The sequence below is a fragment of the Bacillus carboniphilus genome, assembly GCF_039522365.1.
Taxonomy (GTDB): domain Bacteria; phylum Bacillota; class Bacilli; order Bacillales; family JC228; genus Bacillus_BF; species Bacillus_BF carboniphilus.
The window spans coordinates 108,256-132,620 of the sequence record NZ_BAAADJ010000021.1; the positions used below are offsets into that span (position 1 = coordinate 108,256).

20 protein-coding genes are annotated in these 24,365 nt (G+C 37.1%); 17 read left to right on the top strand and 3 right to left on the bottom strand.

Features of this window, described 5'->3' with window-relative positions; translation table 11 throughout:
• Nucleotide 1 precedes the first annotated feature (1 nt).
• Nucleotides 2-2,968 carry a Tn3 family transposase gene (locus ABDZ91_RS10565; RefSeq protein WP_071318957.1) on the bottom strand — a complete coding sequence of 989 codons (2,967 nt, stop codon included), beginning with the start codon at nucleotides 2,966-2,968 and terminating at the stop codon, nucleotides 2-4.
• Nucleotides 2,969-3,114: 146 nt separating this feature from the next.
• Between ABDZ91_RS10565 and ABDZ91_RS10570 the strand changes: the two genes are divergently transcribed.
• From ABDZ91_RS10570 to ABDZ91_RS10615, 10 genes are all read left to right on the top strand, one after another.
• Nucleotides 3,115-3,690: a recombinase family protein gene (locus ABDZ91_RS10570; protein ID WP_040037817.1), complete on the top strand. Its 576-nt coding sequence runs from the start codon at nucleotides 3,115-3,117 to the stop codon at nucleotides 3,688-3,690.
• Nucleotides 3,691-3,948: 258 nt separating this feature from the next.
• A complete protein-coding gene (locus ABDZ91_RS10575; protein WP_040037816.1) occupies nucleotides 3,949-4,317 on the top strand; it encodes an ArsR/SmtB family transcription factor in 369 nt (122 codons plus the stop codon).
• Nucleotides 4,310-6,439: a heavy metal translocating P-type ATPase gene (locus ABDZ91_RS10580; RefSeq protein WP_041098637.1), complete on the top strand. Its 2,130-nt coding sequence runs from the start codon at nucleotides 4,310-4,312 to the stop codon at nucleotides 6,437-6,439. The genes ABDZ91_RS10575 and ABDZ91_RS10580 overlap by 8 nt, the downstream gene beginning before the upstream one ends.
• A gap of 153 nt (nucleotides 6,440-6,592) precedes the next feature.
• Nucleotides 6,593-6,793, top strand: coding sequence for a hypothetical protein (locus ABDZ91_RS10585; protein ID WP_040037814.1), 201 nt, complete (start codon nucleotides 6,593-6,595; stop codon nucleotides 6,791-6,793).
• Between the two features lie 227 nt (nucleotides 6,794-7,020).
• Nucleotides 7,021-7,779: an alpha/beta hydrolase family protein gene (locus ABDZ91_RS10590; RefSeq protein WP_343798775.1), complete on the top strand. Its 759-nt coding sequence runs from the start codon at nucleotides 7,021-7,023 to the stop codon at nucleotides 7,777-7,779.
• A gap of 340 nt (nucleotides 7,780-8,119) precedes the next feature.
• Entirely contained in the window at nucleotides 8,120-8,287 is a 168-nt protein-coding gene (locus tag ABDZ91_RS10595) for a cytochrome c oxidase subunit 2A (RefSeq protein ID WP_343798777.1), read from the top strand.
• Nucleotides 8,288-8,316: 29 nt separating this feature from the next.
• Nucleotides 8,317-8,784 (top strand): cytochrome c oxidase subunit II, encoded by a 468-nt coding sequence (locus tag ABDZ91_RS10600; protein WP_343798779.1) that lies wholly within the window; start codon nucleotides 8,317-8,319, stop codon nucleotides 8,782-8,784.
• A complete protein-coding gene (locus tag ABDZ91_RS10605; RefSeq protein ID WP_343798782.1) occupies nucleotides 8,785-10,434 on the top strand; it encodes a b(o/a)3-type cytochrome-c oxidase subunit 1 in 1,650 nt (549 codons plus the stop codon).
• Between the two features lie 45 nt (nucleotides 10,435-10,479).
• A complete protein-coding gene (locus ABDZ91_RS10610; RefSeq protein ID WP_343798785.1) occupies nucleotides 10,480-10,836 on the top strand; it encodes a cupredoxin domain-containing protein in 357 nt (118 codons plus the stop codon).
• 130 nt (nucleotides 10,837-10,966) lie between these two features.
• Entirely contained in the window at nucleotides 10,967-11,575 is a 609-nt protein-coding gene (locus ABDZ91_RS10615) for a hypothetical protein (protein WP_343798787.1), read from the top strand.
• A gap of 69 nt (nucleotides 11,576-11,644) precedes the next feature.
• Here the strand turns inward: ABDZ91_RS10615 and ABDZ91_RS10620 are convergent, their stop codons facing one another.
• Nucleotides 11,645-12,568 (bottom strand): ketopantoate reductase family protein, encoded by a 924-nt coding sequence (locus ABDZ91_RS10620; RefSeq protein ID WP_343798789.1) that lies wholly within the window; start codon nucleotides 12,566-12,568, stop codon nucleotides 11,645-11,647.
• Nucleotides 12,569-12,753: 185 nt separating this feature from the next.
• Between ABDZ91_RS10620 and ABDZ91_RS10625 the strand changes: the two genes are divergently transcribed.
• Genes ABDZ91_RS10625 through ABDZ91_RS10635 form a run of 3 tightly spaced genes read left to right on the top strand, consistent with a single transcriptional unit; the run spans nucleotide 12,754 to nucleotide 15,239 of the window.
• Nucleotides 12,754-13,497 carry an ABC transporter ATP-binding protein gene (locus ABDZ91_RS10625; RefSeq protein ID WP_343798792.1) on the top strand — a complete coding sequence of 248 codons (744 nt, stop codon included), beginning with the start codon at nucleotides 12,754-12,756 and terminating at the stop codon, nucleotides 13,495-13,497.
• Entirely contained in the window at nucleotides 13,475-14,539 is a 1,065-nt protein-coding gene (locus ABDZ91_RS10630) for an ABC transporter permease (RefSeq protein WP_343798794.1), read from the top strand. The genes ABDZ91_RS10625 and ABDZ91_RS10630 overlap by 23 nt, the downstream gene beginning before the upstream one ends.
• 31 nt (nucleotides 14,540-14,570) lie before the next feature.
• Complete coding sequence (locus tag ABDZ91_RS10635) at nucleotides 14,571-15,239, top strand: TetR/AcrR family transcriptional regulator (protein ID WP_343798796.1); 669 nt, start codon at nucleotides 14,571-14,573, stop codon at nucleotides 15,237-15,239.
• 360 nt (nucleotides 15,240-15,599) lie between these two features.
• Here the strand turns inward: ABDZ91_RS10635 and ABDZ91_RS10640 are convergent, their stop codons facing one another.
• On the bottom strand, nucleotides 15,600-16,598 hold the full coding sequence (locus ABDZ91_RS10640; RefSeq protein WP_343798798.1) for a DUF3231 family protein: 999 nt from the start codon (nucleotides 16,596-16,598) through the stop codon (nucleotides 15,600-15,602).
• Between the two features lie 184 nt (nucleotides 16,599-16,782).
• Between ABDZ91_RS10640 and ABDZ91_RS10645 the strand changes: the two genes are divergently transcribed.
• The 4 genes from ABDZ91_RS10645 (at nucleotide 16,783) to pepF (ending at nucleotide 24,312) form a co-directional block, all read left to right on the top strand.
• Entirely contained in the window at nucleotides 16,783-17,808 is a 1,026-nt protein-coding gene (locus ABDZ91_RS10645; RefSeq protein WP_343798799.1) for a DUF1646 family protein, read from the top strand.
• A gap of 87 nt (nucleotides 17,809-17,895) precedes the next feature.
• Nucleotides 17,896-18,738 carry a hypothetical protein gene (locus ABDZ91_RS10650; protein ID WP_343798802.1) on the top strand — a complete coding sequence of 281 codons (843 nt, stop codon included), beginning with the start codon at nucleotides 17,896-17,898 and terminating at the stop codon, nucleotides 18,736-18,738.
• A 240-nt stretch (nucleotides 18,739-18,978) separates the two neighbouring features.
• Nucleotides 18,979-22,368: a phosphodiester glycosidase family protein gene (locus ABDZ91_RS10655; protein WP_343798804.1), complete on the top strand. Its 3,390-nt coding sequence runs from the start codon at nucleotides 18,979-18,981 to the stop codon at nucleotides 22,366-22,368.
• A gap of 132 nt (nucleotides 22,369-22,500) precedes the next feature.
• Nucleotides 22,501-24,312, top strand: coding sequence for an oligoendopeptidase F (pepF, locus tag ABDZ91_RS10660; protein WP_343798806.1), 1,812 nt, complete (start codon nucleotides 22,501-22,503; stop codon nucleotides 24,310-24,312).
• The last annotated feature ends 53 nt before the right edge of the window (nucleotides 24,313-24,365 follow it).

Sequence of the window (24,365 nt, forward strand, 5' to 3'; positions counted from 1 at the left end):
GTTAAGAAAATTTCAATGGTCTTAAAGAATCTAACGAGACCATTTTCTCGGAATTAAAATGGTATTCTCCTAGCAAATTAATATGTTCCCAACCTAGAGGCGACATATGGTGCAATAATTCTTCATTAAAACTACTAGCCTGTTTTTGATATTCAACTGCTTTTGTTAGGTGTAAGGTATTCCATATACTGATGGCATTAATGATTATGTTTAAGGCACTGGCCCTTTGCAATTGATGTTGTATAGTCCGTTCCCTAAGCTCACCTTGTTTTCCGAAGAAAATAGCTCTTGCTAATCCATTCATGGCTTCTCCTTTATTCAATCCTCTTTGTATTTTTCTTCTTAATGATTCATCCGATATATAATTCAAAATAAAGATCGTTTTTTCTATTCGGCCCATCTCACGTAAGGCCGAAGCCAAGCTGTTTTGTCTTGAATAGGAACCTAGTTTCCCCATAATAAGGGATGCTGAAACTGTTCCCTCTCTTATAGAATGAGCTAATCGCAAAACATCCTCATAATTTTCTTTAATGACCTTTGTATTTATTTGTCCACGTAAAATGGCTTCTAATTTTGGATATTCACTTGCTTTATCTATTGTAAATAATTTTGAGTCTGATAAATCTCTTATTCTAGGAGCAAATTTAAATCCTAATAAATGAGTCAGTCCGAATATTTGGTCTGTGTAACCGGCCGTGTCTGTATAATGCTCTTCTATATTTAGATCCGTCTCATGGTGCAACAATCCATCCAAAACATGAATCGCATCCCTTGAATTTGTATGAATAATCTTTGTGTAGTAAGAAGAGAATTGATCACTAGTAAAACGGTAGATGGTGGCTCCTTTTCCAGTCCCGTAATGTGGGTTTGCATCTGCATGAAGTGATGAAACACCTAGCTGCATTCTCATACCATCTGACGAGGATGTTGTACCGTCGCCCCAATTGGAGGACAACTGTAATTTATGATGGAAATTTACTAATATGGCTTGGGCTTTATTCATTGCATCTTCATACATACGCCATTGAGATACATTGGCTAGTTGCTTATATGTAAGTCCGGGTGTGGCCTCGGCCATCTTGCTCAAGCCAATATTCATACCCATTCCTAAAAGGGCAGCCATGATAATGATTGTTTCTTCCTTATCTGGTTTTCGATTATTGGAAGCATGAGTGAATTGCTCATGAAATCCTGTTATATGAGCCACATCCATGAGTAAATCAGTTAATTTTATTCTTGGTAGTATCTGATAGAGGCTTGCGCTAAATTTTTTTGCTTCTTCTGGAACATCTTTTTCTAAGCGTGCAAGTGACAGTTTTCCTTTTTCAAGAGAAACTCCATCTAGCTTGTTGAAATTGGCAGCTAACCACTTTAACCTTTCATTAAGGCTTCTAGTTCTCTCTGTTATATAATCTTCAAATGATAAACTAACTGATAATCTCGTATTCCCCTTCGATTGATTCCATGTATCTTCCGAAAACAAATATTCCTCAAAATCCCTATATTGTCTGCTGCCCACAATGGAAACATCTCCTGCCCGAACATGCTCCCGAAGTTCTGTTAAAACAGCCATTTCATAGTAATGACGATTAATTGTTGTACCATCATCCTCGTATAAATGCTTTTTCCATCGTTTTGAAATAAAATCCACAGGTGAGTCGTCAGGCACTTTTCGCTTTCCGGATTCGTTCATTCCTCGGATAATCTCAACAGCCTGTAAAAGTGGCTCATTTGCTTTTGTAGAATGAAATTCCAATACTCTTAATAGCGTTGGCGTATATTTTCTTAGTGAATAAAACCGTTTTTGCAGTAAGTCCAAATAATCATAGTCGGCAGGACGTGCAAGCTCCTGAGCCTCTTCTACTGAAGAGACAAAGGTATTCCATTCAATAACCGATTCTAAAACCTTAAAAACATCTAATTTTTCCTCTTTTGCTTTAATTAATGCTTGTCCGATGTTCGTAAAGTGTATAACTTTCTCATTTAGCTTTTTACCATTTTGTTTCTGGATTTCCTCTTGAGCCTTACGACCTTTTGATAACAAACTAAGTATTTGCCTATCATGAATTTCAAACGCTTTATCCGTTAGCTCCTGAGTAAGTTGTAATAAATAGACGGTTAATATCGAATAACGTTTATTTTCTTGAAAGTCACGGAATGCATACGGCTCGTATCTTGAACCTAAGCGAGACAGCTGCAACAGGCGGTTGCGGTGCAAATGACTAATTTGTACCGTTTCCAATTCCATTCCTCGTATATATTCGAGTCGTTCTATTACTTTTAGAAATGTTTCGGGTGAAGGATGACCCGGTGGTTCCTTTAACCAACCCAATATCGTTTTATTAGATTCAGATGGATGCTGCGAAGTAATAATCTCTTCAAGCTTTTCTTTTTGCTCATTTGTAAGAGATTTACTAACTGTATTAAATAGCTTCTTTTCAGCCATCGCCCTTGCTTCCCACACCATTCTTTCAAGTGTAGTGATAGCAGGCAGTATAATTTTGTTTTTTCTTAGAAAATCTATGCATTCATGCAGTAGATGAATGGGATCACCATTTTCCAAAGCTAATTGATGAAGGTACTTAAATGTCATTCGATATTCACTCAGGGTAAAAGTTACAAAGTCGTATTCACTTCGAATTTCTTTCAAATGATCCCAAAGTGTATTTTCCCTTTGAGGATAATGACCAAGCGAGGATGGACTAGCACCAATCTGTTTCGATATATATTGTATGACCGAATCTGGGATGCTTTTGATATGAGTGTATGGCCAACCGGGATACCGAAGAACAGCTAATTGAACGGCAAACCCTAAACGGTTTTCTTCCCTCCTTCGCTTATTAACTATTTCTAAATCACGTTTGGAAAAAGTGAAGTAGGTCCCCAATATCCATTCATCTTCAGGGATTTGCATAAAAGACTGTCTCTGTTCCGGTGTAAGCAATTCTCTACCTCTCGCAATTTTCATTCAGTATCATCCCATTTCTGTATTTTTCAATTTATTAGTTCAATTATATATCAATAGAGTGTACTCTATTGATACAAGTGTAGTAGACTGATAAAATCATAGTTAAGAGCGTCTCATAAGACTTGTCTCAAAAACGAGGTGATATTTTGCGAAAAATCGGTTATATACGTGTCAGTTCGACTAGCCAAAACCCTTCAAGGCAATTTCAGCAGCTGAACGAAATCGGAATGGATATTATATACGAAGAAAAAGTTTCTGGGGCAACAAAGAAACGTGAGGAACTTCAAAAAATGTTAGAGGATTTACAGGAAGGTGACATTATTTATGTTACAGATTTAACTCGAATCACTCGAAGTACGCAGGACTTGTTTGAATTAATTGATTTAATACGAAGTAAAAAGGCCAGTTTAAAGTCCCTAAAGGATACGTGGTTAGATTTATCAGAAGATAATCCATACAGCCAATTCTTAATTACAGTAATGGCTGGAGTTAATCAGTTAGAGAGAGATCTTATCCGTATGCGTCAACGTGAAGGGATTGAGCTGGCTAAGAAAGAAGGAAAGTTTAAAGGTCGGATAAAGAAATATCATAAAAATCATGCGGGAATGAATTATGCAGTAAAGCTATATAAAGAAGGAAATATGACTGTAAATCAAATTTGTGAAATTACAAATGTGTCTAGGGCTTCATTATATAGAAAGCTATCGGAAGAGAACAAATAGTTCAGTCCTATTCCATTAAAGGGCCAGATTATGAAGTAACCCCTTTAAAGAAAATCAGATCCTTATCCTATGTTTTAAAGGAGATTATGAATTATGTACTTAAAGTCTTATGCAGTTTGGTTATTTTGTTATTAGAATTGGGTACTCCAATTCTTTTTTTATGAATTTTTTTATTCATTCAAATAAACACTTGAATGAATTATTAAAAATGGTTATACTATATTCAAGCAAACACTTGAATGAGATTGAGGTGAGAATATGATTAAGAAAGATACTTGTCAAATTTATTGTTATGACGAAGAAAAGGTCAATCGAATACAAGGTAATTTACAGACAGTAGATATTTCTAGTGTTGCCCAAATGTTAAAAGCTATTGCAGATGAAAATAGAGCAAAAATTACCTATGCTTTGTGTCAAGATGACGAACTGTGTGTGTGTGATATAGCAAATATTATAGGTGTTACGGTTGCAAATGCTTCTCATCATTTACGCTCCCTTCATAAACAGGGGATTGTGAAATTTAGAAAAGAAGGCAAACTGGCATTTTATTCATTAGATGATGAGCATATCAGACAAATTATGATGATTGCATTAGCACATAAGAAAGAGGTGAAGAGCAATGTCTAGTGAGAAAGCAAAACTATCTGAAGAAGAAATGAAAGCCTATCGTGTTCAAGGATTTACTTGTACTAACTGTGCAGCCATTTTTGAAAATAATGTTAAAGAACTTCCCGGTGTTCAGGATGCGAAAGTAAACTTCGGAGCATCCAAAGTTTATGTTAAAGGGACGACAACCATTGAAGAATTAGAAAAAGCAGGAGCATTTGAAAATTTAAAAATTCGAGATGAAAAAGAACAAAGGGTAGAACGAGAACCTTTTTGGAAGCAGAAAGAAAACGCTAAGGTATATATATCAGCCCTTTTACTTGTAGTTAGCTGGTTCTTAGGAGAACAGTATGGTGAGGAGCATGTTCTACCGACAATTGGTTATGCAGCGTCCATTTTAATCGGTGGATATTCGTTATTCATTAAAGGTCTCAAAAATCTAAGTAGATTAAATTTCGATATGAATACGCTTATGACTATTGCCATTATAGGAGCTGCAATCATTGGTGAATGGGGTGAAGGGGCAACCGTTGTTATCCTATTTGCGATTAGTGAAGCATTAGAGCGTTATTCAATGGATAAAGCACGTCAATCTATTGAATCTTTAATGGATATTGCCCCAAAAGAAGCGTTAATTCGACGAGGCAATGAAGAAATGATGATTCATGTTGATGATATTCAAGTTGGAGACATCATGATTGTTAAGCCCGGTCAAAAGTTAGCAATGGATGGAGTAGTGGTTAAAGGTACATCGACATTAAATCAGGCTGCGATTACAGGTGAAAGTGTTCCAGTAATGAAAAACACAGATGATGAAGTATTTGCAGGAACCTTGAATGAAGAAGGGTTACTTGAGGTTAAAGTAACAAAACGAGTTGAAGATACTACTCTTTCAAAAATCATTCACTTGGTAGAAGAAGCTCAAGCAGAACGGGCCCCTTCTCAAGCGTTTGTCGATAAATTTGCTAAATACTATACACCAGCTATTGTGATACTAGCTCTTTTAATTGCGGTAGTTCCACCATTATTTGGGGGAGACTGGAGCCAATGGATTTATCAAGGATTAGCTGTATTAGTGGTTGGTTGTCCTTGTGCCTTAGTAGTCTCAACTCCAGTTGCTGTTGTTACAGCAATAGGAAATGCAGCGAAAAATGGTGTTTTAATTAAAGGTGGTATCCATTTAGAAGAAGCAGGACACTTAAAAGCGATTGCTTTTGATAAAACAGGAACATTAACAAAAGGGATTCCTGCTGTAACAGACATTGTGACATATGGTGGAAATGAAAATGAATTAATGACCATAACAGCAGCCATTGAAAAAGGATCGCAGCATCCACTTGCTTCAGCAATTATGAGAAAAGCAGAAGAAAATGGATCAGACTTTAATGATGTAATGGTTGAAGACTTCCAATCCATTACGGGCAAAGGTGTAAAAGCCAAAGTAAATAACGAAATGTATTATGTCGGAAGCCCAGCACTTTTTGAAGAATTACATGGAAGCATTGAAAGTGATAGAAAACAAAAGATTACAGAAATGCAGATCCAAGGAAAAACCGTGATGGTGCTAGGAACGAAAAAAGAGATTCTTTCGTTAATTGCTGTAGCTGATGAAATTAGGGAAACATCAAAAGAAGTTATCGGAAAATTGAATAATATTGGAATAGAAACAGTAATGCTTACAGGTGATAATCAGAGAACTGCAACTGCAATTGGAAAACAAATTGGTGTTTCTGATATTAGAGCTGATTTACTTCCAGAGGATAAGTTGAATTTCATTAAAGAACTTCGAGAAAAACATCAAAGTGTGGGAATGGTCGGAGATGGCGTGAACGATGCTCCAGCACTTGCAGCATCTACCGTTGGTGTAGCGATGGGTGGTGCTGGAACTGATACAGCTTTAGAAACGGCTGACATCGCATTAATGTCTGATGATTTGAGTAGATTACCATATACAATAAAATTAAGCCGTAAGGCTTTAGCAATCATCAAGCAAAACATTACCTTCTCTTTGGCGATTAAATTAGTGGCATTACTGTTGGTCATGCCCGGTTGGTTAACACTATGGATAGCGATATTTGCTGATATGGGAGCAACTTTACTTGTAACATTAAACAGTTTACGCTTATTGAAAATCAAAGAATAGGTTCTAAAATGGGCTTCAACAATCAGGTGTGATAATTGAAAACAATGTTATGCTTCAATAGGGATATTAACAGGAATAATCATGGAATTACAGTTGCTGTATTAGTAGGGTAAAATTAAAAGGGAAATAACTGATTAAAAGGAGGTTGTCAAAATGGTCATACAATCAAATATGTCACCCAAAGCTATTGCTGAAGTTTGGGAAAGTACAACGGATGTTTTTAAAGAACACAATATTCCACTGACTGAAAAAACTTTAGTTACATTGGTTGAAGCCGATGCATTGACTTCCCTACTTCAAGAACTCAATGCTATTGTTGGAAGTTCAACGGCAACATGTATAGAAGGTGGCTGACAAATGCCATCAAAAAAGGAGTAGGCTACTCCTTTCATCATATATATTTTAATTATACAACTAAAGGACGCTTTAACTGAGCAACGAAAAAAGCCAAATTTCTCAATTGATGTTGAGAAATTTGGCTTTTTAGTATGAGAATTTCCTTAGCGTTGTAAATCCGCATTTTCCTGACGCTACCCCTACCTATACTTATTTTCTCACCTGGTATTGGAGTGGATCGGGATATGTTCCAATATAATATTCAGCGATTGGTAAACGAAGGTTACTTGGTCGTTACAGTTGGGGCAACCTATGATACTTTATTCACTGTTTTTAATGATGGGGAAATGGTATTGCAAAATGAAGCTTTTCGAGAAAGGTCTGAAGGGAACTTTGAATCTTTAAAAAGTCTTGTTGATATTAGAGTAAAGGATTTATCATTCACCCTTAATTGTTTACAAGAATGGAATGTGTCTGACCCTCATTTAAAAGGGAAACTCGACCTAGAAAAAATAGGGGTGATTGGTCACTCGCTTGGCGGTGCTGCCATTTTTGAGCTTGCTAGAAATGATTCAAGAGTTAAGGCAGGGATCATTTTGGATGGAAGCTTACACCTATTATCCTTTGCTCAACAAGTTAAAACTCCATTTTTATTAGTTAGACAGCAACATGCAAGCTATGATGAAATGAGAGAGGTATGGAGTGAAAAAGTGGCAAAGGCTTATAGCATTGGGCAGGAATCATTGTTTCATTGTTTAACTGGGTATAAAAAGTTTGTAAAAGTTCAAGGTGCCGACCACATGTCCTTTACTGATATCCCAGTTTTGTTCAGCCAGGATCAGGAGTCAAGAGAAAGGGGGGAAGACCTACATCAAACGATCAGTGAGTTGACATTTTTCTTTTTTAATGATCATTTAAGCCATACGGGTCAATCTCTCCAAAAACTGATTGAGGCGAATTCCCATAGGGTGTATGAATTAAATGACACTGGGTCTAAAATATAGCAATGAAAAGAGTTGGACTTCTTCCAGCTCTTTTTTTATGCTCTGAATTTGAGCTGGGCCGAGGGAAAACCCTATCATAAATAGATGTGTGCCCCGATTTAAGCGTTCCAAGGATAACCATAGATACTCCAATCAACTGATGCTTGAACAATAGGTTTAAGAAACAACCATTGTTCAAAAAAAGCAGCTCTTATCTATCATTTTGTCAATTCCCTCCCACCAACCACTTGTGTTCAACAGATTGACACAGATTCCCACCTCAGAGTGATTTATGTCACAGATAACCAACCTAACACTTCCTTACAATAAAAGCAGATAACAACGAAAGGGGGAAGTGGCAGTGAATCCAGAAATTAGAAAAACAAATGAAGCCAAAAAAATGAAAGCAAAACTGGAGTCGGATATAGAAAAAAACTTAAAAGGTACCTTCGCTTCTGTTTTACTTTTAGGCGGATTTATTGTTCTTTCATGGGCAGGTGTCTTCTTTCTTTTTCTCAGTAGGACATAGAAGGGGATTCAATATAGGAGGATGGAAACATGCATTTATACAAATATGAAAAAATCTGGTTGATGCTAGGAGGAGGAACACTCATTGTCTTCCTACTCATCATCGGAGTGAGCGCATTTGCAATGGGAATGGCTCCACCGAGTCATCATGAAACATTGGATCCGCAAAAAGTGGATCAAACTGTACCATTTAATGAACCTGGACTTAAACAAATTGGTAAAAACGAATATGAGCTGGTTATGATTTCTCAAGCTTTCTCATTTTCACCTGGGAATATTCAAGTTCCAAAAGGAGCTACTGTTCATTTTATCGTGACAAGTAAAGATGTTGTCCATGGATTCCAAATTGCTGGGACAAACGTAAATATGATGATTACACCTGGACATGTAAACCGTATAACACACACATTCGATGAAACAGGTAGCTTTTTAATCTTATGTAATGAATACTGTGGGGTTGGCCATCAGGCGATGAGTACAACCATTGAGGTGATGTAGATGAAAAACGATTTATCGGTCGTGAATCGACTGGATGCCAAACTAAGTTTAGCCCATATATGGGTTGCCTTTGTAGCCTTGTTTTTAGGGGCAGTTGCAGGTTTGCTTCAAACATTAGTAAGAAGTGGAACGGTAACACTCCCTGCTGGAATAGGATACTATCAATTACTTACAGCACATGGTGTGTTACTCGCTCTTGTTTTTACAACGTACTTTATCGTAGGCTTTCTGTTCGCTGGAGTAAGTAGAACAACAGGAGCAATGAACTCTGCTTCTAGACGTTTAGGGTGGATCGGATTCATTACAATGACAGTAGGAACGATCATTACCACCATAATGATTCTCCTAAATGAAGCAACAGTTCTATATACATTCTATGCTCCTTTAAAAGCTTCACCATGGTTCTATATTGGCTTAGCGCTAGTCATTGTTGGGAGCTGGATTAGTGGAGTTAGTATTTTTAGACAATATTTTGTTTGGAAAAAAGAAAACAAAGGGAAGCTTTCTCCATTATTTGCCTTTATGGCTGTTGTAACGATGCTACTATGGTTGATTGCAACACTGGGAGTAGCTGCAACCGTTTTAATTCAATTTATTCCTTGGTCATTCGGCTGGGTGGAAACCATTGATATTTTAGTTAGCCGAACACTCTTCTGGTATTTCGGTCATCCACTGGTTTATTTTTGGCTATTACCTGCTTATATTTGCTGGTATGTCATCATTCCGAAAATTATAGGTGGAAAAATCTTTAGTGATTCATTAGCAAGATTAGCTTTTATTCTATTACTATTATTCTCAATTCCAGTAGGGTTTCATCACCAACTATTAGAATCAGGAATCTCTCCATTCTGGAAATACCTACAGGTTGTTTTAACCTTTATGGTTATCGTTCCTTCACTTATGACTGCCTTTTCTTTATTTGCAACCTTTGAGTTGGCAGGTCGTGAAAAAGGAGCGAAACGATTATTCGGATGGTTTAGAATGCTGCCATGGAAAGATGTCCGTTTCTTTGCACCTGTAATGGGTATGTTTGTTTTCATCCCAGCTGGTGCAGGGGGAGTAATCAATGCTAGTAACCAATTAAACCAGGTGGTTCATAACACACTCTGGGTAACAGGACACTTCCATTTAACCGTTGCAACATCTGTTGCCTTAACGTTCTTTGGAATTGCATACTGGTTAGTCCCTCATCTTACTGGAAGGACACTTACAGCTAAGATGAACAAACTAGGAATTGTTCAAACAATCCTTTGGTTAGTCGGTATGTTCTTTATGTCAGGATCCATGCACACAGTTGGATTATTTGGTGCACCAAGACGTACGGCTTATACAACATATGGAGATCATCCTGATGCATTAGGATGGATTCCTTATCAGGTAGCTATGGCAATCGGAGGAACCATTCTCTTTGTTGCGATTCTACTTCTAATCTATATTTTTGTAAAACTTGTCTTCTTTGCACCAAAAGGCGTTGAAGAGTTCCCAGTTGGTGAAGTCGGGGACCCTGCAGAGGTAACACCAAAGATTCTTGAGAATTGGAAGGTTTGGATTGGTATTACGGTAGCGTTGATTCTATTCGCTTATACATTACCAATGTTTGATATGATTCAGCATGGCCCACCTGGTTCACCAGGCTTCAGACTCTGGTAGTACAGATTTTTAATATAAAAAATATAAACTTTGGAGGAATTTATAATGAAAAAAGCATTATTAGCAATGTTAACTCTATTTGTAATGGTAGTTGCAACAGCATGTGGAGGTAATGATGACGCTGCAGGTAGTGGAGATAGCGGACCTGCTAATACGGTAACTTTAGAAGCATCTAACTGGGAGTTTGATAAGGAAGAATACACTGTTCCGGCTGGTAAAGTAACTCTAGATCTAAAAAATGTTGATGGGTACCATGGAATCACTGTAGATGGAACAGACATCAAAATTGATGGTGACGGAAAAGCAACAGCCAATTTAAAAGCTGGTGAATACACAATTCGTTGTAGCATTATTTGTGGTGAAGGACACACAGAAATGGTAGCTACTCTAATCGTTCAGTAATTGCATAAATTATTCGACAAGAACCGGGGCGTGAAAGGTACGCCCCGGTCTTTTGTCATATTTTCTTGTTGGTATATGATATGATAGGATGTAGGAAAGGATTGGTTACAGCTTAGAAAGGAGAAGCTAAATGAAGTATTTGAAAACATTCGTATTTGCTTTTTTCATGGTACTGTTACTGGCGGGTTGTCAGGGTGCTGATAATCAAGTGCAAGAGCAGCCAGAAGATCAAAATCAAACCCAAGGGACTTCACCTGAAGAAGATCAAAATACCGAAGATGAAGATAGTGATGACGGAGAAGTTGAAACAGCAAACGAAGATGAACAAAATAAAGAAACTCAATTCATCGAAGCAAAAGCAATTGAACTATACCCCCGATCTTTATTTGATCAAACAGAGTTTGATATTGATCAGGATGGCGAGGAAGAAATCATTGAAATGTACGTGAATGCCGATAAGGATGAAGAAGGAACGTACATGTGGGATGATGGGCAGGATTGGCTTCTCGTTGTCAAAGATGGGGACAAGACATATCCACTTTTTGAAGGATGGGTTCAATTAGGTAGCTTGCAATTTTGGTTGCTCGAAGCTAATGAAAAGCCTATGCTAATACTATTAAAAACAGGGACAGCTGAATTCCACTTACAGACATTTACATATGATAAGGAAAAAGATGGGTTTGTCCAAGAATCCTACTTTAATCCTGAAAACGTAAACTTTTGGTTTAGTTCCAAATAAATAAAAAACAACCTCCTTGACTATGCATCTTGGGGGTTGTTTTTTGTATCATTGTATTTCATATACTGATTACTTTTTCAGATGGTCTATTTCGTACACTTTCAGATTCGTGTATATGGTCTCAAGTAAAGGAGATGTCATTTCCCCTCTAACGGCTTTCTCGTAGAAGTAACCTTGAAGGTGGTCCGCTTCAACAGGAAATCCTTTTTCCATATCTCTTTGCATGGAAGACTTCATGTCATATCCGACTTGCTTTAGTTTTTCTAATGTTTCTTTATCAACGGATGGAGAAACAGGAGCTTCGAGTCTTTTTGCGATTGAAACCACTTCTTTAATAAAACCCCGTAATAAAGACATTCCTCCTGAGGCTTCACGAATTGGACCTATCGGTGATCTAGTTAAGGTGGTAACACCGGATAATGTTGTAATAAATATGTATTTATGCCACATATCTTGCAGTATATTTTCACTTAGGCGGAACCCTGCTTTTGCCCCCTTAAAAGTTTCTTCTAACACATTGATTCTATCTGTTCTATCTCCAGAGAACTCTCCAAAAACTAAGTCGTGTATGGCACTCTTTTGAAGAATTTTTCCTGTTTCATCTAAAGTGGCCTCAACGAAACAAAGTCCACCAATAACATGATTTGCACCAAATTTATTTCGCAGAATGTCTATATGTGCAATTCCATTTAGTAAAGGTAGAATCATAGTGTTATCCCCGACAAAAGGAGATAGGTCTTCTAAAACAGCTTCCAATTGATAGGCTTTGGTCGAAACTAAAATAACATCAAAAGGACCAGCATGGTCACCAGCTACAATTGTTTGTGGGGTAACCTCTATATCACCATGAACACTTTCAATTCTTAAGCCTGTATTTTCCAGCTGTTGTTTCCGTCTTTCACGAACCAGGAACGTAACATCAACTCCATTCTCTATTAGGCGACCTCCGAAGTAACCACCAACTGCACCTGCACCGACAACCAATATTTTCATTGTTTTATCCCTCATTTCAGTCTTTTCTATAAGTCTAATAGAATTTTTTGAAACAGTCATGTTAAAGGTTTTGAATTTACAAAAAATTCTTTTATTGCTGTTGACAATATCGTAATTTGATTTAGTATTTAAAGTGAGTAATCACTCACATATTTAGATTCTAACTAAAAGGAGGAATCACTCAAATGTCCAAAACTATAGTAGTAAAAAATGTAAGTAAAAAATATGGAAAAAAGACAGTATTGAAGGATATTCAATTGTCCATAGACTCTGGTCAAATTTACGGCTTTATAGGTCCTTCAGGTGCTGGAAAAACCACTTTAGTAAAGATGATGGTTGGAATGGAGAAACCAGATCAAGGCTCAATTTATGTCTTGAATCAAAAAATGCCGAATCTAGAGCTATTGCAAAGGATTGGTTATATGGCTCAATCCGATGCTCTGTACAGCGAACTAACTGGTAAAGAGAATCTGAGCTTTTTTGCCAACCTCTATAAATTGAAAAAGGGGGAAAGAGAAGAAAGACTTTCTTATGCTTCTGACCTAGTAAATTTAGTTGATGATTTAAATACAAAAGTTTCTGCCTATTCAGGTGGGATGAAGCGAAGACTATCATTAGCTATTGCGCTTATACAGGATCCTAAAATCCTCATACTTGATGAACCAACAGTGGGCATCGATCCAGAACTAAGACTCAATATATGGAGAGAGTTGGTACGCCTAAAAGAAGCAGGAAAAACCATTATTGTAACAACCCATGTAATGGATGAGGCTGAAAAGTGCGATTGTATTGCAATGGTTCGAGATGGAACAATCATTACAAGTGGCTCACCTCAGAAGTTAAAAGAATACTATGAAGCTAATAGTTTTGATGAGGTATTTTTACATGCAGGGAGGGTTCAACAATATGAGAACAATAGCATTAATTAAACGAATATTTATCCAAATGTTACGTGAAAAAAGGACATTAGCTTTATTGTTTGTTGCCCCTCTATTTATTTTATCTCTAATGTATATCCTCTTTAACGGTGAAGAAGTTGAACCTAAAATTGGGGTGATTGGGATTGATAAATCACTTCATAATCAGTTGATTCAATCAGGTTTACAATTAGAGGAGTATACTGTAGGATCAGATGTTTCAGATCTTGTGCTAGAAGAAGATTTAGATGGGATTCTACAGGAAAATCAAAGTCGATATGAGTTAACTTTACTAAATAGCGATCCTACTAAATCGAAATCTATCCAGATGAGGGTTAATCAAGTAATGGCTGCAAATGCTCAACTCGAAATAATGAAAGAAATAGGGACAGATTGGAAGAAGTCACCTCAGGTAGAACTGAATACTGCCTTTATTTATGGAAATCAGGAAACATCTTTTTTTGATGTGTTAAGCCCAATTTTAGTAGGGTTTTTTGTATTCTTTTTTGTGTTTTTAATCTCAGGAATTGGCTTGTTAAAAGAACGTACCACTGGTACATTAGAGCGTTTATTGTCCACGCCCGTTCGTAGGGGAGAGCTTGTGGCAGCTTACTTAATAGGCTATGGAATATTTGCAGTCATCCAAACCTTCCTTGTGGTCTTTTACTCCATTATGGTATTAGATATGGTTCTGGTTGGATCAATTTGGCTGGTCATTATCGTTAACCTAATCTTGGCCTTGGTTGCCCTTTCTTTAGGAACATTCTTATCCGCTTTTGCTGCATCAGAATTTCAAATGATGCAATTTATACCCGTTATAATTGTCCCTCAATTATTTTTTTCTGGTATTTTTCCACTCGATGGAATGGCTGATTGGTTACAGGCATTAGCCAAAGTAATGCCGATTTACTATGCTGCAGATGCATTAACAGGCATTATGTATAAAGGGTATGGGGTATTCGAAATAGGAGAAAACCTGTTAGTACTAGTTGTATTTGCACTGATTTTTATTTTACTAAATATAGCCGTATTAAAAAGATATCGTTCATTATAATAAAGAAAGTTTATGAAGGAAGTGGTTTTCATTGTCTAATCACAGTATTTTAGATGCTCTAATCGCTCAGACTAAAATTTCAAAGAAACAGACAGATAAGCAGCAAAAAATAGTTGAGACAGCGGTTAAAATCTTTGCTGAAAAGGGTTACGCGAATACCTCAACTAGTGAAATTGCGAAAGATGCTGGTGTTGCAGAAGGAACGATATTTCGCCATTATGGGACAAAAGATAATTTACTTCTGTCTGTTATTCTGCCATTTATAAAAGAATCTATGCCTACGATGGCAGAATCAGTATTTAATGAGATTTTGAATAAAGATATTGCATCCTTCGAAGAATTTCTAAGAGCTTTACTTAGAAATAGATTGCAGTTCATAAAAGATAATAAGGAAATCTTTCAAATCGTTGTAAAGGAATTTTTATATAATGAGGGATTAAGAAATGAGTTATCTCCTTATTTCACCAAGAACATCGTTGGTCGGATGCACAAGATGATTGAAGAATTCAAAGAGCGAGGAGAATTAGTAAATCTGCCGAATGAGGCCATTGCTAAAATGATTTTCACTGTTATTGGGGGCTATTTTATATCGAGATTTGTTTTGTGGCAGAACCAACCTGATACAAACGAAGAAGCAGAAGTCGAAAATATTATTCAGTTTATTATGAATGGAATCACAAATAAAAGCCAGGGAAACTAATTTCTCTGGCTTTTTACGTGTATATGAAACCCTATTTTTGTAAAGATATATGAGGTAGCCTAATAGAAAAGAGAGGCAAAAATTGCCTCCCGTAATCAACCGATGGATGTAGATGTAAAGCAGAATACTCTTTAAGCAAAATTAGGCATTCTAACTAAACCACGAAAAGTATGGCCTATTTTATTCACAAAGAATGCTGCTTTGATACCAAATCTAATAAAAGCAAGGATTAAGCTAAAAAGAATATTCAACGTAAATCCCCCCACTTAGGTTTGTAGTGTTTTGATAAACACTACTTATAGTGTTGTACTTAATAGTCATTTTATAACGGTGTGTAGAGGAAAGATAATACCAGTTTACTTATTTTTTGGTTTTTTTCACTATTTCTTCTCGATCTAAAGCTTGTGGTGGTTCTTCTAACCATTTGTGTTTAATCAAAATATCTATTCCGTCTTTTGCATATAAAGCAATTTCAGCAGATAGACGTTGGTAAGTGATTGCTAGATCAAATCTCATACTTGCCGTAGAGGCAGTAGAATAATTTCCTTGTCCAGTGGCACTTAATACGGACATTAAGAACATCATGAGTCGATCTGAAAACACTGAAGAACTATTATCTGTCACAAAACCATTTGATCCCATTGGGGGGTTAATAGCAGATTCCCTAAAGATATCTGAAAAAACCTTTACGTGTTTAGCAGAGATTTCCTTCCCACGTTTCATATATGCTTTAATTTCTTTTGATGTGGTGGTTTGGGCAAATGCTGTACAAATCATTTCTCCAACTATATTTGTCTTTATATTTTCAAAAAGGTGAACAATTTCTACCGTATTAAGGACTCTTTTATAAAATGGGCTCAAGTATTTTTTTCCCTCAATATATTCTACTTCATTCTGAACATCGATTTGTGGAGATCTTACAAATAAACCTTTTTCAAGAGCAACATCAACACACATATTAAATAATTGAATGGTGTCGATAGAAGTCTTTGAAAAAAATTCACGGATATCTTTTCTAGAGGAGATACCTAGTGATAAGCCATGTGCAGCTGATCCTGCTTTTCCCATATTTTCTATAAAAGTGAGCATAAACGGGTCCAAAAATAACTTAGGAGCGTCGAGATTCACATCATTTTCGTTAAAGCCATTCGGAATTGGTAGTTGCTCATCGCGGAAGATTGCCTTGACATCTTCCGTGACGTATTCTGCAATTCGTAATGCTTCCTTAACGACTGATTTAATATCTCCATCTTCCGCAGTCTGATAAAAATACCGCAAAATTTGAATGGACATACTATTTTGTATGTATTGAGTCCAAAGCATCCCGATTTCACTTGCTGTTAGATTTACATTGTTCACGAAAATCTGCCCCTTTTATGTATGCTGCTTTCAGTTTTTCACATTCGTTTTCTTTTTATGTGAAAAAGGGGAATTGAAAGAGTATTGGGAGTTAGGGGAAAGATTGTCCAACTTCATGCATATACATATGTCAGCCTCTTTTGTTCATTTGAACATAAGTTAAAAAGCTTAGGAGACGATTTGAATGATGCTGGCATTAATAATCATTTTTTTATTAGTTCTATTTTTACCATTGGTTTCAACTAAAATTGAGAAAAACTTAGAGCTTTTTTTATTTGTTATGGGAATTAGTGCTGCTACTTTTAGTGGGGTTTTTGAAAGTATACTATTTGTAGAAGCCACAATAGCACCCGTAAAAATTTCTTTAGCTGTTTTATTGGCAGGACTGTTGTTTAAATGGTTACACACACCATTGAAGCAGGGAATCGTGGGTATTAGTCAAAAACTACCATTCAGGTTATTTATAGCACTCTCTGTTGTTTTGTTAGGGTTACTCTCAAGCATTATTACGGCCATTATTGCAGCTCTTGTGTTGGTCTTAATGGTGTCATCTTTATCTCTGGACAAGAAGGCAGAAATTCGTTTTGTCATATTAGCATGTTTCTCAATCGGTTTAGGTGCATCCTTAACACCCATCGGTGAACCTCTTTCAACAATCGCCATTCATAAGCTAAAAGGGGATTTCTTTCTTCTTATCCAACTAATCGGACCAGAGGTTCTGGCATCTATTATAATTTTTGCGATTGTTGCAGCTATTATGGTCCCTAAACCACAGTCAAAACAATCAATTCTAAAAAAAGAAACCAACACAGAGACGTATGATGAAATTATTAACAGAACACTGAAAATATACTTCTTTGTGATGGGATTAACACTACTAGGTGCGGGGTTTGAACCTCTTATCCAAGAGTACTTCATCGGATATCCCCCTGAAGTCCTTTATTGGATTAACATGATTTCAGCAGTGTTAGATAATGCGACTTTAACGGCTACCGAAATTAGTCCAATGATGGATGACGTAACAGTAAGGGCTATTTTGTTAGGTCTACTTATAAGTGGAGGAATGCTAATTCCAGGTAATATTCCAAACATTATTGCGGCAGGAAAGTTAGAAATAACAAGTAAAGAATGGGCAAAATTTGGTGTACCCGTTGGTTTGATTATGATGGCAGTATATTATGTGGTGAGCTTTTTAATTGTACCTTCGTGAAAAACTTTTTTTCTTTACATAGAATTTTATTACTAGGAAATCCTATAAAAATATGAAAGGAAGATAATACAAGAGATGTGATGTTCAGTGCCACATTATGTTTGGTATGGATTATTGGCCTTATTTAGTATAAGCCTTTTTACCTATACCTTAATTAAAGTAAAAAAGAGAAAGGTATTGGTCTTATACACATTTTTAGCAGGAATCACATATTTGTTAGAATATGTGATTCTAGTCTTTTTTAATAGTTATGTTTATTATCCTGAAATACTAAAAAATCAATACTTGGATAGCATATTGGGGTCCATATCCTCAAATGCCATAGCTGTCCCAATGACAGGAACCTATATTGGAGCTTTTAGACTCGGCTGGAAATGGGTTCTTATTTGTACCGGGATTATAATTGCTATCGAGGAATGGTTTCTTCACATCGACATTTATTCTCATAATTGGTGGAAAACATATTTAACTGCGATCGGACTCATTATATTTTTTAATATTGCGAAGAGATGGTACTCACTACTACTGAATAATAATTTTGCGTGGACACGTTATATCAGTTTGTATTTTACTTGTGTCTTAATCCAAGCTTCACTTGTTTTTTTCATATACACATTCTGGGGCCCTTATCATTATGAAGTGGAATGGTTTAGTCATAATACGAGGGATCATATTGCTTTTGCGACTGCCTATATATTTGTTTTATCCTTTGTTTTAACTTACCTTGCATATCATCAAATGAAATGGATTTGGAGGATTGTTACTATATTATTAACGATTCCCATCAACGGAATACTTTTGAAAATTGGAATATTACATATGTCTAAAGATTGGTCACTATGGCATTTCTTTTTCCTTCGTGTGTTGATATTGGCTATTCTAGTTGGCTTTAACAATTATGTGTTTGGTAACTCCAAGCGTAATTATTAGGGATGAAAGAGGTGGAAAAATTCCACCTTTATTTTTTTGAAAAGAAGTCCATCTTATGAACTACTTATCCGGAGGACCCTAGGACAATGGAATGAATTACTTGATGTTGTAAAGGGAAAATGCTGGAAAGGTAGAAAGAAGAAGGTAGATACTTACATAGTTTCCACTACTCCAAGAAAAGAAAAAAAGGAGGATACCGTATTTACTTCAAAAATTTCTAAATCGAGGGAGGAGTTATAATTGAGGCTAAAAAGATGGATACATATATTAATAGTATGGTTACTAGTATTGGTACCTTTTTCTTCTAGTAGCATAGTTGGGGCCAATGGTAATCCAATCTCTGAATCTCGGGCATCTTCGAACCAAGCTGAACCTATCATTACGGTCGGCCCAGCTGGACCAACTTTAGTTTCTAATATAGAAACAACAACCATTGGTCCTGGAATGGAGTTAAGTCATTTTGAAAGATTTGATGCTAGAGGATGGATTAATGGAGAAGTGATGACAGTGGAGCTGTCAAATGATCAGATTACAACTAATTTACTTTATCCTGGAACGATTACTTCAGCACAACCTCTATCACAACTGGCGCTATCATCGGGTGCAATTGCCGGAGTCAACGGAGATTTTTTTGATATCAATAATACGAAGGCTCCATTAGGAACGATGATTCAAGATGGCAAATTATTAAAAGGGCCACAAGGGTCACACACCCTGACTGCTGGAGTAGATGAACTTGGAATTGGAAGAGTTACGAATATATTCTTAGAAGGTACGGTACAGTTGCCTTCTGGAAATGTGCCTCTGTCTGCTCTCAATCAATCTAGTATTCCAGCAAACGGAATAGGCTTATATACATCAGCTTGGGGAGAAGCACCAAGATCCTCTGGCGGAAATAATGTTTATGAAGTAGTAGTACAAGAAGGTAAAGTGACTGATGTTTCAAATGAAATTGGACAGGGTCATATTGCAGAAAATAGCTATGTTTTAGTAGGAAGAGGTGCTGCAGCCACTTCTCTTAAAGAAGTATCAGTGGGTGATTCCGTAACGATTGATTATAAACCTCGTTACGATAATGAAGGAATGATGAAGTTCGCTGTCGGAGGAAACGTGCAGTTAGTTAAAGATGGAGAGATCCCAGCTAATCTCGATGATTCTACGACAGCTCCACGTACAGCAGTTGGATTTTCAGACGACGGCCAAACGATGATTCTCGCATTAGTCGATGGTCGTCAGACAGACAGTAGGGGAATGACGATTAAAGAAATGGCTGAACTAATGAAAGAATATGGGGCATTTAACGCTCTTAATATCGATGGTGGGGGTTCTTCAACAATGGTTGCAAGAATGCCAGGGAGTGAGAATGTTTCAGTGGTTAACGAACCTTCAGATGGTTCAGAGCGCTCTGTTCCAAACGGAATAGGAGTATTTGCGAAAGCAGGTAGTGGAATGTTAACAGGTTTTACTGTTGGACCTATTTCAAAACACGAACATAGTCATAAAGTTTTTCCAGGCTTGACCAGAACTTTTGAAGGTCTTGGATACGATGAAAACTACTACCCAGTCGAAGTGGGTAATATTTCATGGCAGGTCATTCCTGGAGATGTAGGTACGTTTGATGATAGTGGAGTTTTTCAGGGGAAAAAAGCTGGTTCAGCTGTAGCAGAGGCACAGGTTCAAGCCGCAAAAGGAACTAGTCCTATTACTGTACTTGGTGAACTAGATCGAATGGAAGCTACAGAATCTTACCTAGGACTAGAAATGGAGAGAAACACAAGTTTTTCTGTTATTGGATATGACAAAGAAGGCTATTCAGCCCCTATCGAAGCTCGTGACATAGAAACAAGCTATGATAAAGGCGTAATTGACCTTATTGAAAATAAGGATGGAAGCTTTACTGTTGTGCCTAAGCAAGATGGTGGTTCGACTTTAATTACGATGAAAGTATTAGAGGAAGCACTACAAGTACCCGTAACCATAGGTTTGTCTTCAGTTCAAGTTGAAGACTTTGAAGACATCACAAACTGGAGTTTTGTGAAATGGCCACCAGAAGTGGGAGCTACAATTGATATCGTTGAAGGTAGAGAAGGAAATGGACTTCAACTTTCTTACGATTTCTCAACTACAACTGCTTCACGAGCGGCCTATATTCAAGCATCTCCACGTTTAGAATTACCTGGAGATGTACAAAAGGTTGGTGTTTGGGTAAAAGGAGATGGCAATGGTGCGTGGTTAAGAACTGTTATAACAGATGCCTCTAATACAAATTACACATTAACCCTTGCAGATGAGGTCAATTGGACAGGGTGGAAATATGTCGAGACTTCATTACCTGAAGGCATACGATATCCAGTTCAGATGTATCGAATTTACCCAGTTGAAACGGATCGAAATGAACAATATACAGGACAACTTGTATTTGATCAATTAACAGTTAAAGTACCACCAGCTGTTACGATCCCTGAGCGAAAAGAGGAAACCCCAGACCCTATTGTTATTCAGAATCAAGTTATTGGGAAAGATAGATGGACTTTTGCTGTATTAGCCGATAGTCAATTTGTCGCAAAATCGCCAAATGGAAAAGAAGCGCAGCTAGCCAGGGAGTCACTTCGTCAAATTGTTGCATCTAACCCGGACTTCCTTGTGATTAATGGTGATTTAGTAGACACTGGTTGGAAAGAGGATTTTGAATTTGCCAAACAAGTCCTTGAAGAAGAAGTAGGAGATGCTTTTCCTATTTACTATATTCCGGGTAACCATGAAATTGTAGGATCAGGATCTCTAGATAATTTTCTAGATGTATTTGAAAATAATCGATATAGCTTCGATCATAAAGGTACAAGATTCTTGTTGTTAGATTCATCAACAGGAAGTTTTAGAACAAGTGACTTTGAACAGCTAATTGAACTGCAGTCAGCCTTACATGATGCCAAAACAAATCCTAAGATTAATAATGTAGTTGTTATTGGTCATCATCCGACGCGAGATCCGCTTCCTACGAAAAATAGTCAGCTATCAGATCGAAAAGAAGCTGAACTCCTAGAAAAGTGGTTAACTGAGTTCAAAGAAGAATCAGGCGGAAAAGGAGTTTTATATATTAGTGGACATGCACATGCGGTCCATTTAGAACGAGTTGAAGGGGTTCCTTATATGGTCGTTGGGTCAGCAGGTAAAACTCCTTATGGTTCTGCTGATGATGGAGGCTTTTATGCTTGGACTATGTTTGGGGTTGACCCGACTCCATTCCCTGAACGGGCTTCTGAAAACGGAGATGGACCGTCTGAAAAAAGTCAATGGATTCAAGCTGAAATTCGGCCTATTCTTGAATCCATTACATTACATGCTCCGGCAACACTAACAGTAGGTGGAACAGATACATTACGCGCGACAGGACACCAAGCCGGTAATCTTGAATTTCCATTAGGCTATCCAGCCTCCTTTATTTGGCAAGGAAGTGATAATGTCTTTATTGGTACTGGGGCAGAATTAGATCGAGCGAAAAAATCAGGAAAATTTAGTGCCGTTTTTAACACCAAAACAAATGAGTTAGAAGCTATTGCTCCTGATACGATTACCATAAAGCTTTTGAGTAATAATGTATTAGTAGAAAAAGAGATTCGGATACAGTAGATTCTATTTAGACCTCCTTTATTGGGGGTCTTTTATTTTCGTCTTTAAACACGAGGTTCTTTTCTATATAATAAAATTATAGTTTCGGTTTCCGAAATATTAGTTATTAAGAATCGAAAGGAGAATGTACACATGAAGACAAACGCTAAAGGTACTTTAACTCGGTCGGAAGTTCCAGAAGAACAGACATGGAACTTACGTGATTTATTTGACACAAAAGAAGATTGGGAAGCTGAGCTTAAGTCTATTCAAAATGACCTCACAGCGGTAACTCAATATAAAGGGCAACTAGGTGAGGGAGCTGAACAATTACATAGATGTTTAGTTGCTAAAGATCAGTTAAGCAGGCGAGTTACGCGTGTAATGACGTATGCTAGTTTACGTCAGTCAGAAGATGGTACGAACCCAGAAAATCAAGCTAATTCTGCAAAGGTTTCTTCATTGTTATCTTTGGTTAATGCTAGTACGTCTTTTATTAACTCAGAAATACTTGGATTAAGTGAAGAAACGATTCGTCAATTCATTGGAAAAGAAAAGGGGCTAAAAGATTTTAGTAAGGTACTATTCGATTTATTAGAAACAAAACCACATCGATTATCACCAGAAGCAGAAGAAGTACTAGCTTCTTTTAGTGAAGTACATAACGCGCCTTATATGATATATGAGAGAAGTAAAACCTCTGATATGAAGTTTTCGTCTTTCACGACAGATGATGGGGAAGAACATCCATTAACATTTAACAATTTTGCTAAATATGAAGGGTCAGCTAATACAGAATTGCGGAGAAAAGCCTATGATTCCTTTACTAAAACCTTGAATCAATATAAACATACGTATGCAGCTACTTACGCAACAGAAGTAAAGAAGCAGGTTATAGAAGCACGCCTACGTAACTATGATTCTGTCACAGATATGTTACTACATGACCAACAAGTAACAAAGGAAATGTACCATAACCAATTAGATACCATACAGCAAGAATTAGCCCCCCATATGCGTCGATTAGCTCAACTAAAGAAGCGTGTTTTGGGACTAGAGAAGATGAATTTCTGCGATTTAAAAGCTCCATTAGATCCTGAATATAATCCAGAAATTACATATGAGGAAGCTTCCAAACTTGTATTAGAATCCCTGGAAGTTATGGGTCCAGAGTATATCGAAATCATGGAGCAAGGAATCCATAACCGTTGGGTTGATTTAGCTGACAACATCGGGAAAAGGTCCGGTGCCTTCTGTTCAAGCCCTTATGGTGTGCATCCGTACATTCTTATGACTTGGACAAATTCAATGAGGAACACGTATACACTAGCACATGAGCTTGGACATGCAGGTCACTTTGCGCTAGCTGGTCGTAATCAAATATTATCAAATACTCGTCCTTCGAGATACTTTGTAGAAGCACCATCTACAATGAATGAGCGATTATTAAGTCAGCATATCCTTTCAAAATCAAATGATGACCGTATGCGTCGTTGGGTTATTTTGGAGTCATTAGGAACGTATTATCACAACTTTGTTACTCATATTTTGGAGGGTGAACTGCAACGAAGAGTTTATGATCTTGCAGAAAAAGGGACACCAATCACAGCGAAGCTTCTTTGTGAACAAAAAATAGAATTATTATCAAACTTCTGGGGAGATGCAGTAGAGATTGATGAAGGTGCTGGACTTACTTGGATGCGTCAGCCTCACTATTATATGGGACTTTACCCATATACCTATTCAGCGGGTCTAACTGCTTCAACGGCAGCTGCACAAATGATAGAAGAAGAGGGACAGCCAGCTGTTGATCGTTGGTTAGCCGCATTAAAAGCTGGAGGAACATTAAAACCACTTGAGTTAATGCAACTTGCAGGGGTCGATATGTCTACGCCTGAACCAATTCAAAAAGCTGTGGCTTATGTTGGGTTATTAGTCGATGAATTGGAGAAGAGTTTTTCATAGTTTATTCAACCAGTGGGGGGCTCTGAGTCCTCCTACTTACGGTCTTGTTAAAT

What these genes read in the sequence shown, in the direction of transcription:
- ABDZ91_RS10585 (WP_040037814.1), top strand. Translation starts at nt 6,593, where the DNA reads ATGGTCATACAATCAAATATGTCACCCAAAGCTATTGCTGAAGTTTGG.
- ABDZ91_RS10610 (WP_343798785.1), top strand. Translation starts at nt 10,480, where the DNA reads ATGAAAAAAGCATTATTAGCAATGTTAACTCTATTTGTAATGGTAGTT.
- ABDZ91_RS10615 (WP_343798787.1), top strand. Translation starts at nt 10,967, where the DNA reads ATGAAGTATTTGAAAACATTCGTATTTGCTTTTTTCATGGTACTGTTA.
- ABDZ91_RS10575 (WP_040037816.1), top strand. Translation starts at nt 3,949, where the DNA reads ATGATTAAGAAAGATACTTGTCAAATTTATTGTTATGACGAAGAAAAG.
- ABDZ91_RS10565 (WP_071318957.1), bottom strand. Translation starts at nt 2,968, where the DNA reads ATGAAAATTGCGAGAGGTAGAGAATTGCTTACACCGGAACAGAGACAG.
- ABDZ91_RS10620 (WP_343798789.1), bottom strand. Translation starts at nt 12,568, where the DNA reads ATGAAAATATTGGTTGTCGGTGCAGGTGCAGTTGGTGGTTACTTCGGA.
- ABDZ91_RS10625 (WP_343798792.1), top strand. Translation starts at nt 12,754, where the DNA reads ATGTCCAAAACTATAGTAGTAAAAAATGTAAGTAAAAAATATGGAAAA.
- ABDZ91_RS10605 (WP_343798782.1), top strand. Translation starts at nt 8,785, where the DNA reads ATGAAAAACGATTTATCGGTCGTGAATCGACTGGATGCCAAACTAAGT.
- pepF (WP_343798806.1), top strand. Translation starts at nt 22,501, where the DNA reads ATGAAGACAAACGCTAAAGGTACTTTAACTCGGTCGGAAGTTCCAGAA.
- ABDZ91_RS10645 (WP_343798799.1), top strand. Translation starts at nt 16,783, where the DNA reads ATGATGCTGGCATTAATAATCATTTTTTTATTAGTTCTATTTTTACCA.
- ABDZ91_RS10580 (WP_041098637.1), top strand. Translation starts at nt 4,310, where the DNA reads ATGTCTAGTGAGAAAGCAAAACTATCTGAAGAAGAAATGAAAGCCTAT.
- ABDZ91_RS10630 (WP_343798794.1), top strand. Translation starts at nt 13,475, where the DNA reads ATGAGAACAATAGCATTAATTAAACGAATATTTATCCAAATGTTACGT.
- ABDZ91_RS10590 (WP_343798775.1), top strand. Translation starts at nt 7,021, where the DNA reads ATGTTCCAATATAATATTCAGCGATTGGTAAACGAAGGTTACTTGGTC.
- ABDZ91_RS10600 (WP_343798779.1), top strand. Translation starts at nt 8,317, where the DNA reads ATGCATTTATACAAATATGAAAAAATCTGGTTGATGCTAGGAGGAGGA.